Raw genomic sequence first — 12,715 nt, 5'->3', positions numbered from 1 at the left:
GCTGAACCGGCTCGCCCGTCACCTCGATTGCTCAGAAAGTGATGCTGGTTCGCACGCCAACGATAGCCTCATCGCGCACGCGCTCCGTCGGGTGGTCCGGATCCGGAATGCCGCCCGCTGGACGGAACGCGTACTGCACATCTGCCTGCAGTTGCCACCACGGCGCGACCTGGTACTGGTAGGTGGCCTCGACGATGGTCTCGGCACTGCGCAACGGATACCCTCCTGTGCCAAGAGCCGCCATGTCGCTCGCGAGGCGCTGTGCGTGTCCGCCGATCTTCGCGTAGCCGAGTGCCAGTCCCATCACATCGTGGTCGCGCCCCTCGAACGGCGCGCCGAGCGTCACCCCCGCGTTCAAGCCCAGATCGACCAGGTTGCGATCGCCCGGTGCGCCCGTGATTCTTGCGAACACCGACACCGCTTGCGCACTGTTCGCGCGTGCACGCCAGACCGTCTGGTCGGCAACGGCGTAGACGCTGTAGTTGCCGTTGTGACTCGCGGCGATGCCCGTGCTTGCGGGATTGGCGAGCGACAGGCCGGTGTTGTCAAAGCGCGGGTCCGCGAAGTGCCCGGTGTCGTACCAGAAGCCCAGCTTGTAGGTGCCGGGCAGACCGACCGGTTGTGGACCGGTTGCGTTAGCCGACGGCGGGTTGAGCGCGTATTGCACTTCGCCGATAACAAGCGCGCCGTTGGACAGGTTGAAGTGGGTGCCGTGCCGGTTGAGTTGCTGCGGGTCGCCCGGCTCGCCACCCGCCGGATAACCGTCGAACACACCCGCCAGCACCGTCCATGCATCGGCGGGCCGCGCGCGCACCCGCACGCCCAGCGATGAAAGCGGATAGGCCGGGCCGCCCGCCGGCAGATCGACGGATGGCAGCACCGGCCAGCCAAACGTCGCGTTGATGAATGGCGTGGCGGTCTGGCTCACCATGAACTCCTGGTCGAGACTCTGCTGGCCGACCTTCACGTCGATCTTCCCTGCGGCAAGCGATTGCTGATACCAGAGTTCCCACAGCCGTGTGGCACTGTCGGCTTCGATGCCGCTCGCACTCTGCAAGGTGAGCAGGTTGCGCTGGGTCAGACTGGTGCCGTGAATCTGCAGGCCCGAAACGTTGAAGGTGCCGCCCGGCAGTCCGATTGCCTTATCCGTATCGACGGCGACGCCGAACTGGGTCAGCCCATCGTAAGCGCCGCCGCGCTTCACCCCGCCGGACAGGTTGCCGAGATATTCGCTGGTTTCCTGCAGGTTGAACGTCACACCGTAGTGGTCGAGCCACGGCCGCAAGCCGCCGATGTCGCCGAACAGGTTGGAGCGATCCCAGAAGCCGCTTGTGTCGCTTGAGTCGCTTGTTGCCGGCGGCGTAACGAGCGTCGCACCGCCGCTCGTTTGGGCGAGCGCCGGCGGCGTGATAGCGAGCGTCAGCAGCACCACGGCGACAGGGCCACGCGCCATCACCCCGCCACCGAAAGACATCACGATCGATTTGAAGAACATAAGCCCACTCCCGTCCAGCCCGACCCGGTCAGGCGACGTATGAAGACGTGACTGCGTCTCGCAGACAGACGTGCGAAAAGCGGAAAAACAGCGAAAAAAAGCGGAAAAACAGAGGGAGCGTGCGGCTGACAGACCGGCAGAAAGCCAGTCGGCAATGAAGCGCGCTAACTTGACCAGTGCGAGCGAGCGGCGAAGGAGAGGGTCCTGCGGCTGCTATCTCGCGGTGGGGTTGCCGGCACGAGCCGGCATCGGACTGCCACTACTGCATGCGTCCACGAAGGACTCCTTGTGTAAAGACGGGCGAATTTTAGTCGCCACGCAAGCGATGCCGCAAGCAAAAAAACCATATAAACATCGCGCCGGACAAGCGGTCGCGAAGCGCGGTAGCGAAGCGACTGCAAGCGGCCTGATGTGCCTTGCAAAAATCTTTCGTTAATCGTGAAAAAGCAGCGGTTCCGAAAGACTGATGCAGCCGTTCAGACGGGGATTGCCGCGACTTGCCGACGCGCGTCGCAGCGATCCTGGCTCTGCTTATGGAATCATGTTGACTTCCGTATTCAGGGGTGTCTAGAATTCGCCGGTCGTCACAAAAGGGGCTAATGCCTTGGACAGTAGCAGTAGTCGATCTTCGAACAGTTTCGCTGCCTGACCGGCAAGACGTCCGCGCTTTCTTCTCTTAGCCGCCGTCTCGCCAGCAGGCAGACGGTGCGCGCCGCAGTCAATCGCTTCCGTGCACCCTTGATTTTTGCGCCATCTGGACGCAGCGGATTCGCACGTCCACATGGCATCGCGTCGCGAGCGTTCATTCGTTCATCCGCTCGCGATGGTGTTCGTTAGCGCCAGCCCGAGTGGCTCGCGTATCAGAACACCTGGACCCACGTGCGCCCGTCTCGCGCACCTGCACAAAGGAGCCGATATGCCCGACAGTGATAGTTGCCCCTTACGTTGCCTTGCCCAACCCTTACCCGAGGGAAGCGGCTAGACAGTCTGTCGCTGCGCGTTCGAACTGCGCAAGCTGCGTGTCTGCCGACTTTCCGTGAATCCGTTCAAGCCAGACACGCGGAGAAATATCATGAACTTCGGCCTCCTCCTGCCGCACCTGCCGCACGTCCACGAGTCGCGCGCCCACTACGACAGCATGCTTGCGTTGCGCGCCCGCGAGCCGCATCGATTCACAGCCTGCTGGCACACCCTTACGGCGCTGTTTTCGTCAGCGCCGAACCACGATCGCGGCGGTGCCTGATGGACTTCAGCTTCAATCCGAACCGCACCGCCCATGCGTCCGCATGGCGCGTGCTGCCCAACCGCTGGGACTTCGTCGCGTTCCCGCTGATCATCTGCGTGATCGCGATGGTGGCGATCGGCTTTCACCAGACCATGGCGCCGATCGCCGCGCTGAAGACCCAGGTCATCTCGCTCGATCCGGCGAATCTGCCCGAGTATGCGATGCGCACCACGCTGCGCATGCTCGCGGCAATGGTCGCTTCGCTGTTCTTCACGCTGGTGTACGGCACACTCGCCGCGAAGAGCCGTCGCGCGGGCACGGTGCTGGTGCCGATTCTCGACATCCTGCAGTCGGTACCGGTGCTTGGCTACATATCGTTTACGGTCGTGTTCTTTCTCGCGCTGTTTCCGGGGCGTGTGCTCGGCGCCGAGCTGGCAGCGATCTTCGCGATCTTCACGAGCCAGGCGTGGAACATGACGTTCAGCTTCTACCAGTCGCTGCGCACCGTGCCGCGCGATCTGGATGAAGTGTCGCGCGGCTTTCATCTGACCGCGTGGCAGCGCTTCTGGAAGCTCGAAGTACCGTTCTCGATGCCCGGCCTGATCTGGAACATGATGATGTCGATGTCGGGCGGCTGGTTCTTCGTCGTCGCGTCGGAAGCGATCACGGTGGGCGACAACACGATCACGCTGCCGGGCGTCGGCGCGTATCTCGCGCAGGCGATCGCCGACAAGAACCTGCATGCGGTCGGCTGGGTGATCCTGACCATGACCGTCGTGATCCTCGCGTACGACCAGCTGCTGTTCCGCCCGCTGGTCGCGTGGGCCGACAAGTTCCGCATGGAGAACACCAGCTCCGGCAACGCGCCCGAATCGTGGCTGCTCGGCCTGATTCGCCGCACGCGGCTGATCCACCGTCTGCTGGTGCCGCTCGGCTGGCTGTTCGCGAACGCCGCGCGCGTGCCGATGCGGCTGCCCGCGCGCAGCCGTATGAACTTTCCGAAGCTGCAAAGCCGCAACGTGTCGAAGCTTGGCGACATCGTCTGGGCGATCGTCGTGATTGTGGTCACGCTCTACGTGGTGTATCGGGTGGTCACGTACGTGCGCACCGGCGTGTCGCTCGACGAAGTCGGCCATGTGCTGGTGCTCGGGCTCGCTACGTTGCTGCGGGTGGCGTTGCTCATCGCGATTGCGTCTGTAGTGTGGGTGCCGATCGGCGTGCTGATCGGGCTGCGTCCGGCGCTGGCCGAAAAGGTGCAGCCGATCGCGCAGTTCCTTGCGGCGTTCCCCGCGAATCTGCTGTTTCCGGTGTTCGTGATCGTGATCGTCAGGTTCCATCTGAACCCGGATATCTGGCTGTCGCCGCTGATCGTGCTCGGCACGCAGTGGTACATCCTGTTCAACGTGATTGCCGGCGCCAGCGCGTATCCGAACGATTATCGCGAGGTGGCCGCCAATTTCGGCATCCGCGGCTGGCAGTGGTGGCGTCGGGCGATGCTGCCGGGCATCTTCCCGTATTACGTCACGGGGGCGATCACCGCTTCGGGCGGCGCATGGAACGCGAGCATCGTTGCGGAGTTCGTCCAGTGGGGGGACACGAAACTGGCCGCGCACGGTCTCGGCGCATACATCGCGCAGACCACGGCCGCCGGTGACTTTCCGAAGATCATTCTCGGCATTGCCGTGATGTCCCTGTTCGTCACGCTGTTCAACCGCCTGCTGTGGCGTCCGATGTATGCCTATGCCGAAGCGAAGCTCCGGCTCGATTGAGAGTGAAATGCCATGCTGAATCCTGAAGCTGTATCCGCCGACGTGCTCCGCACGCCACTGGTACCCGGCGACGAAGTGCTGCGCGTAAAGGACGTCACCCGAGGTTTCAACAAGACCCAGGAGGAGCTGCTTGTTCTGGACGGCGTCAACCTGTCGCTGCGCGAGGGCGAGATCGTCGGCCTGCTCGGCCGCTCGGGCTCGGGCAAGTCGACGCTGTTGCGGATCATCGCCGGGCTGATCGAGCCGACCGACGGCGAAGTCACGTACATGGGCAAGCCGCTCGATGGGCCCGCCCGCGGTGTCGCGATGGTGTTCCAGACCTTCGCGCTGTTTCCGTGGCTCACGGTGCTGCAAAACGTCGAGGCCGGGCTCGAGGCGCAGGGTGTGCCGGCCCGCGAGCGGCGCGAGCGTGCGCTCGCGGCAATCGATCTGATTGGTCTGGACGGCTTCGAGAACGCGTATCCGCGCGAACTGTCGGGAGGCATGCGGCAGCGCGTGGGTTTTGCGCGCGCGCTGGTGGTCGACCCGACGCTGCTGCTAATGGACGAGCCGTTCTCCGCGCTCGACGTGCTGACCGCCGAGACGTTGCGTACCGATCTGCTGGACCTGTGGACGCAGGGCCGCATGCCGATCAAGTCGGTGCTGATCGTCACGCACAACATCGAGGAAGCGGTGTTCATGTGCGACCGGATCCTCGTGCTGTCGTCGAACCCGGGCCGCGTGATCGCCGAGATCAAGGTGCCGTTCAACCATCCGCGTAACCGTCTGGACCCGGCGTTCCGGCGCCTCGTGGACGACATCTACGCGAAGATGACCGCGCGCCAGACCGGCGAGGCCACCCGGAAGGAGCTCGAACTGCATAGCGGCCTGCCGCATGTGTCGACCAACCTGATGGCCGGTCTGATCGAGACGCTGGCCGCTGCGCCGTATCACGGGCGTGCGGACATGCCGGAAATCGCGCGCTCGCTGCATCTGGAAGTGGACGATCTGTTTCCGATTGCGGAAATGCTGCAGCACCTGGGCTTTGCCGACGTGCGCGAAGGCGACGTCTTCCTGACGCCGCCGGCGCGCGTATTTGCCGAGTCGGGCACGCAGGAACGCAAAATGATGTTCGCCGAACATCTGCTGCGGCATGTGCCGCTGGCGGCGCGGATCAAGAAGGTGCTCAATGAGCGGCCGGGTCATCGGGCGCCGCGCGTGCGCTTCGAGCAGGAGCTGGAAGACTTCCTGTCGGACAGCGCCGCTGAAGAGACGCTCGACGCAGTGATCAACTGGGGCCGTTACGGCGAGATTTTCTCTTACAACGACCAGAGCGAGCTGTTCAGTCTGGAAGACGTCGAGTCCTGATCGGGCGACGAGGCGCCGGCGTATCCCACCCGCCGGCGCCTCGCTGCGCTCGAGCCGTGCTCAAGCTACCTCCAGACCACCTTCAAGCCACACTCAAGCCGCGACCGCCTTCGGCGCCAGCGCGAACGACAACGCCTTGCCGAGGCTGTCGACCTGCGGCGCTTCGACCATCGTCAGATGCGTGCCATCCACTGGCACGACCTGCAGCCGTTCGCCGAGCAGCGCACCCCAGCCGAGCGTACGGTCCGCGCGTTCTACTGCGCTCGCCGCCAGCAAGGTAACCGGTGCTGCGACGAGCGGCGCGGGCCGGTACGCCAGCAAGGCTTCCTGGATGCCATGCGCGACCGCAAGGTGACGATGCAGCATGTCGACCTCGATGTCGTGCGCGATCTCCTTCGGCAGCAGCCCATGCGCCTTGCAGAACGCGAGCGCCGCGCGCGTGTCGCCGCTTTCCCCGAACGCCGCGAACTGCTGCGCGAGCGACTCGGGCAGGGTCTGCGGCAGCCAGTAGCGCAGATACTCCATTTCGCTGAAAGTCGACACGCCATCGTCGCGCGGCGCCGGGCACGACGCATCGAGCAGGCCGACAAACTCGACCCGCTGATGCGCGGCCAGCAGCCTGCGCGCGATTTCGTAGGCGATCAGGCCGCCCGCCGACCATCCGGCGATCCGGTAAGGCCCCTTGTTCTGCACCTGACGGATCGCGTCGAGATACACGTCGGCCATCGCTTCGACCGTGCGCAGCGGCGTCTCGCCGTTTGCGAAGCCCCGTGCGGCGAGGCCGTAGACGGGGATGTCGAGATCGAGCACGGCCGCGACGCTGCGCGCGTACTGCACTTCGCCGCCCACCGGGTGCACGAGGAACAGCGGCGTGGCGCTGCCGCCGGTCCGGATCGGCACGAGGTTCGGATGATGCTTCGCCGCCGATTCACGATCGAGGCTGGCGGCAAACGCCTTCAGCGTCGGGTTCGTGAACAGGTCGCGCAGGCTCGCCTGGATGCCGAGCGGGCGCAGCTTCGACACCATCTGCACCGCCATCAGCGAGATGCCGCCCAGTTCGAAGAAGTCGTCGTGACGGCTGATCGAATCGCGCTTGAGCAACTGTTGCCAGATCTGCGCAACGGCGCTTTCGATCCTGCCTTGCGGCGCTTCGTACGGGAGCTGCACGGCTTCGGCTTCAACCTGCGGTGTGGCGGCCGCGGCCACAGCACCCGCAGCACCCGCAGCGCCCGCAGCGAGATGCGTCACCGCTTGCGCCGGCTTGGGCAACCGCGCAGGCAAGCGCGCGCCCAGATCCGCGACGCGCTGCTGCGGATCCGCCGTGAAGGCCGTCAGCACGTCGCAGAAGCGCGCGCCGATCGCCTCGACCGTGGCCGCATCGAACAGGTCCGCCGCGAAGATCAGCGCACCGGCCACCGCGCTACCGTCGTCGATCATCGACAGCGACAGGTCGAACTGGTTGGTGGTCTGCGCCTGCGGCACCGAACTGAGTGCCAGGCCCGGCAGCGACAGTTCGACGTCCGGCGTGTTGTTCATGCTCAGCATCACCTGGAAGATCGGGCTGTGGCTCAGGCTGCGCACCGGCTGCAGCGCTTCGACCACCTGCTCGAACGGCAGGTCCTGGTGCGCATAGGCGGCGAGCGCGGTCTCGCGGACCTGGGCCAGCAACTGCTCGATGCTGGAGTTTTCCGTGAACCGTACGCGGATCGCCAGCGTATTGACGAAGAAGCCGAGCAGCTTCTCGAGGTCCGGATGCTGGCGGTTCGCCACCGGCGTGCCGACCACGATGTCGTGCTGACCGCTGAAGCTGCCGAGCGTGACCGCCCAGCCGGCCAGCAGCGTCATGAACAGCGTGGTGCCGTGCTGCTGGCTCAGCTGTCGCAGCGCATCGCTCAACTGCGGCGACAGCGCGAACGGCACGCTGTCGCCGGCGTAGCTCTGCACCGCGGGGCGAGCCCGGTCGGCCGGCAGGTCGAGCAGTGCCGGCGCGCCGTGCAGATGGCTCTTCCAGAACTCCAGCTGCTGTTTCAGCACATCGCCCTGCAGCCACTGGCGCTGCCATGCCGCGTAGTCCGCATACTGAACCGGCAGCGCCGGCAGCGGATCGGGCTGCTGCTGGCAGAACGCGGCATACAGCGTGCTGACTTCGTCGACCAGCAAGCCGATCGACCAGCCGTCGGAGATGATGTGGTGCTGCGTCACCAGCAGGATGTGATCCGCTTCGCCCAGTTGTAGCAGCTGGCCGCGAATCAGCGGGCCGTTGGCGAGATCGAACGGCGCGCTCGCTTCAAGCTGGCTGATGCGTTCGACTTCGTTGTGCTGCGCGAGGGGATCGAGCGCGCGCAGATCGGTTTCGACCAGGGCGAAACCGGTGTCCGGCGGCGCGATCCGTTGCACCGGATAATCGTCGTGCACCGCGAACGACGTACGCAGAATCTCGTGACGTGCGACGACACGGTCGAGCGTGGCGCGCAGCGCGTCACGCTGCAGCTCACCCTGCAGGCGCAGCGCGGCCGGCATGTGATACGCGGCACCGGCCGCGTGATCGAGCTCGTTCAGGAACCACAGGCGTTGCTGCGCATACGAGGTCGGCAGCACCTCGCTGCGCTCGGCCTTCACGAGTGCCGGCAGCGGCGCGCGGGTCGCACAGGTGACGATGCGCGCGAGGCTTTCGACGGTCGGCTGCGCGAAGAAATCGCGCAGCGCGATCCGCACGCCGAGCATCTTGCGCAGCCGCGATAGCAGTTGCACCGCGAGCAGCGAGTGGCCGCCGAGCTCGAGGAAGTGGTCGTAGCGGCCAACCTGTTCGAGATCGAGCAGGTCCTGCCAGATTTCAGCGACAGCCACTTCGATACTGCCTTGCGGCGCCACATAGGCACGCGTGACGAGCGCCGACGAATCCGGCGCCGGCAACGCGCGCCGGTCGACCTTGCCGTTCGGATTGAGCGGCAACTCGGCGAGCACGACGAACGCGGCCGGCACCATATATTCGGCGAGCGCCGCGCCCAGACGGTTGCGCAGGCGCGCGACCGACAGCTCGTAGCCTTCGTGCGCAGTCAGATACGCGACGAGGCGCTGGTTGCCTGGCTGGTCTTCGCGGGCGATCACCACCGCTTCGCGCACGCCTTCGCAGCGCGTGAGCAGCGCTTCGATTTCGCCGAGCTCGATGCGGAAACCGCGGATCTTCACCTGGAAGTCGTTGCGGCCCAGATACTCGAGCGTGCCGTTGGCGATATAGCGGCCGAGGTCGCCGGTTTTGTACAGGCGCGCACCGGGCGTCGTGCTGAACGGGTCTGGCACGAAGCGCTCGGCGGTCAGCTCCGGACGATCCAGATAACCGCGCGCGACGCCGGCGCCACCGATGTACAGCTCGCCGGCCACGTTGATCGGCGCCGGGCGCATCTGCGCGTCGAGCACGTAGACCTGCGCGTTCGCGATCGGCCAGCCGATGCTCGGGCGCTCGCCGAGCTCCGGAATCAGGCCGATGGTCGCGTCGACCGTGGCTTCGGTCGGGCCGTACATGTTGTAGAAGCGCGTGGTGCCCGACTGGCGCAGCTTGTCCCAGGTGGTCGCGTTGATCGCTTCGCCGCCGAGCAGCACGCTGACCGGCTGGTAGTTGGCACGCTCGAGCAGGCCCGCCGCGAGCAGCCCTTCGAGCTGCGACGGCGTGCTGTCGAACGCGTCGACGCGGTGCTTTTCGAGGAAGTCCAGCAGTTCGGTGCCGCTTGCGCGCACCGCCTGCGGAATCAGCACCACGCGATGTCCGGACAGCAACTGCGACAACCCCTTGATCGACATGTCGAACGAGAACGCTGCGTTCACCGCGACGCTCGAGTAGGCCGGGCAGTAGCGATGCGTGGTCTGGCCGAGCACGCGCCAGAAGTTCACCACCGACTTGTGTTCGACCATCACGCCCTTCGAGCGGCCGGTCGAACCGGACGTGTAGATCACGTAGGCGAGGTTCGACGACGTGATGCCGAGTGCGGCGGCGTCCGGGTTGTGCTGGAACGGGGCGTCGCTGCTGGCGGCGTCTTGCACGCCGTCTTGCGTGCCGTCCGGTGTTCCATCCAGCAGCAGTGTCGGCACACCGGCTGCGGGCAGCGTGTCGCGCAGCGCCTGCTGCGTGACCAGCGCCACCGGCGCGCTGTCGCTCAACATATAGGCAAGACGCTCTTCCGGATAGGCCGGATCGAGCGGCACATAGGCGCCGCCTGCCTTCAGGATGCCGAGCAAACCCACCACCATGTCGACGCTGCGCTCCGCACAGATCGCGACGCGCTGGTCCGGCTTCACGCCGAGCGCGATCAGCTGGTGGGCGAGCCGGTTGGCGCGGCGGTTCAGTTCGCCGTAGGTCAGCGCGTCGTTTTCATAGACGATCGCGACGGCCTCCGGCTGCGCATCGACGCGGGCTTCGAACAGCTGGTGGATCAGCTGGTCGTGCGGCCAGTCCGCAGCGGTGGCGTTGAACTCGTCGAGCAACTGGTATTGCTCGTGCGCCGGCAAAATTTCGAGCGCGCTGGCCGGTTGCGCGTCGTTGCCCTGCAGCGCGTCGACCAGCGACTCCATCGCGGTTGCCAGATATGCGGCGACGCGCTGCGGATCGATGCCGGGCACACATTGCGCACGCAGCGAGAAGCTGTTGCCGAGATCGTCTACGCCCACGTCCAGCGCATAGTTGGTGCGCGTTTCGCTGGCCAGCACGTGCATGCCTTGCGAGGTCAGCCGCTCGGCGGTATCGCGGTCGGCGACGTTGCTCAGACGGTAGTTCAGCAACGCGGTGAACAGCGGCATCGAAGCGGGCACCGCGCTGCAGCGCTGCGCGAGCGACAGCGAGGTCTGTTCATGCGCAAGCAGTCCGCCAAGGCGCTGGTAGGTCTGGCTGACCAGTTCGGCGGCGCTGCATTGTGCGACCGAGATGCGTACCGGCAGCGTGTTGATGAACATGCCGAACACCTTGTCGGCGCCTTCCGAGCCTTGCAGACGGCCGGACAGCACGGTGCCGAACACCACGTCGTCGCGCCCGGTGCAGCGTGCGAGCACCTGCGCCCATGCGGCATGGAACAGCACCGCCGGGGTCACGCCGCGCTGCCGCGCGCATTCGCGGATGCGCTGGCCGAGGCTCGGCACCAGCGGCAGCACCGCGATGTCGATCTGCTCGTCGTCGGTCTTCACGTTCAGAATGCCGAACGGCGCGGTCGGTTCGTCGATGTCCGCAAGCTGCGTGCGGAAATACGCCTCATGATCGGCCGGCGCAATCGCACGGGTGCGGGCGATGAAGTTGCGGTACGGCAGCGACGGCGGCAAGGTGTCGCCGCGGCCTTGCAGCACCGTTTCGATTTCGGCGAGGATCAACTCGAGCGTCACGTTGTCGCTGATCATGTGATGATCGACCAGCGACAGGAACCATGCATCCGAATGCGGATCGGCGGCCTGGTAGACGCGCAGCAGCGGCGCGCGCTGCAGGTCGAGGCGCAGCGTGCGCGGATCGGTCGCGTCGAGCAGTTGCTGCAGCGCGTCGCCGGTTGCGTCGAGCGTGACGGTTTGCACTGGCAGTTTCGCTTCGCGATGCACGACCTGTACCGCTTGCGGCAGGCCGGACCAGTGCACCGAGCTGCGCAGGATGTCGTGCCGGTCGATCACGGTTTGCAGCGCGCCGAGGAAGCGCTCGAGACGCTCGCGTGCGTCGAAGCTGAGCACGGTGCGCATCAGGTACGCGTCGCCCTCGGTGCCGAGCAGGTGATGGAACAGGATGCCTTCCTGCAGCGGCGCGAGCGGATAGATGTCCTGGATGTCGGCGACGCCTGCGGGCACTTCCGCGACGATGCGTGCGATCTCGGCCTGCGTGAGCGTGACGAGCGGCAGCATGTCCGGCGTGATCGCGCTGCAGCCGGCCGGGATGCGATTGGCCGGCACGACGAAGGCACAAGCCTCGCCGCGTTCGACCGACGCAGCCATCGCGGCGAGCGTGGGCGACGTGAAGACCGTCTGCACGTGGGCGTGCAGGCCATGCTGACGCAGTTGCTCGATCAGGCTGATGACGAGCAGCGAGTGACCGCCGAGTTCGAAGAAGTGGTCGTTACGGCCGACGCGTTCGAGGCCAAGTAGCTGCTGCCAGATCGCAGCGAGTGCGGTTTCGATATCGCCTTGCGGAGCTTCGTAGTCGCGGGTGATGACTGAAGAAGCATCCGGCGCAGGCAACGCGCGGCGATCGAGCTTGCCGTTGGGCGAAAGCGGCAGTTCGGTCAGCACGACGAACGCAGACGGGACCATGTACTCGGGCAGTTGCGTGGCAAGCTGTACGCGTAGCGCGGCCGCGGTGACGGATTCGATGTCGTCGGCTGCGAGATAGGCGACCAGACGCTTATCGCCGGGAGTGTCTTCGCGGGCAATCACAACCGCTTCGCGCACGCCTTCACATGCGGCAAGCTTCGCCTCGATCTCGCCGAGTTCGATACGCAGACCACGGATCTTCACCTGGAAGTCGTTGCGGCCGAGATACTCGATGTTGCCATCGGCGAGGAAGCGGGCGAGGTCGCCGGTCTTGTACAGACGGGCATCGGCGTCATCGCTGAACGGATCGGCGATGAAGCGTTCGGCGGTCAGCTCCGGCCGGTTCAGGTAACCGCGTGCGACCTGTACGCCACCGATGTAAAGCTCGCCTGCAACGCCGAGCGGCACCGGCTGCAGATGCGCATCGAGGATATACATCCGGGTGTTAGCCACCGGCTTGCCGATCGGCACGATGCCGGGGTGCAGCGTGTCGGAGCAGACCCAGCTGGTGACGTCGACGGCGGCTTCGGTCGGGCCGTAGAGGTTATGCAGGCCGGTGTGCGGGAGTGCCTGCATGCAGCGCTGCTGCAGCGCGTAGGGCAGCGCTTC

At 65.6% G+C, this 12,715-nt stretch carries 5 protein-coding genes; 3 read left to right on the top strand and 2 right to left on the bottom strand.

Going from position 1 to position 12,715, the window contains the following annotated elements:
- Nucleotides 1–31: 31 nt before the first annotated feature.
- A complete protein-coding gene (locus tag ACYVNQ_RS32175; RefSeq protein ID WP_460911159.1) occupies nucleotides 32–1,474 on the bottom strand; it encodes a carbohydrate porin in 1,443 nt (480 codons plus the stop codon).
- A gap of 1,093 nt (nucleotides 1,475–2,567) precedes the next feature.
- Here ACYVNQ_RS32175 and ACYVNQ_RS32170 point away from each other — a divergent pair.
- From ACYVNQ_RS32170 to ACYVNQ_RS32160, 3 genes are read left to right on the top strand one after another with little or no spacing between them, the layout of a single operon-like run.
- Nucleotides 2,568–2,738, top strand: a complete 171-nt coding sequence (locus ACYVNQ_RS32170; protein ID WP_460908693.1) for a hypothetical protein — start codon at nucleotides 2,568–2,570, stop codon at nucleotides 2,736–2,738.
- A complete protein-coding gene (locus ACYVNQ_RS32165) occupies nucleotides 2,738–4,489 on the top strand; it encodes an ABC transporter permease (protein ID WP_460908691.1) in 1,752 nt (583 codons plus the stop codon). The genes ACYVNQ_RS32170 and ACYVNQ_RS32165 overlap by 1 nt, the downstream gene beginning before the upstream one ends.
- A gap of 12 nt (nucleotides 4,490–4,501) precedes the next feature.
- Nucleotides 4,502–5,836 carry an ABC transporter ATP-binding protein gene (locus tag ACYVNQ_RS32160; protein WP_460908688.1) on the top strand — a complete coding sequence of 445 codons (1,335 nt, stop codon included), beginning with the start codon at nucleotides 4,502–4,504 and terminating at the stop codon, nucleotides 5,834–5,836.
- 93 nt (nucleotides 5,837–5,929) lie between these two features.
- Here ACYVNQ_RS32160 and ACYVNQ_RS32155 read toward each other — a convergent pair.
- Nucleotides 5,930–12,715 (bottom strand): amino acid adenylation domain-containing protein (locus ACYVNQ_RS32155; protein WP_460908686.1); only part of this gene is annotated, 6,786 nt, incomplete at its 5' end.

This window comes from Paraburkholderia jirisanensis (assembly GCF_054782355.1).
The sequence above is the reverse complement of the archived record's forward strand: the minus strand, read 5'-3'. Positions and strand labels throughout refer to the sequence as shown.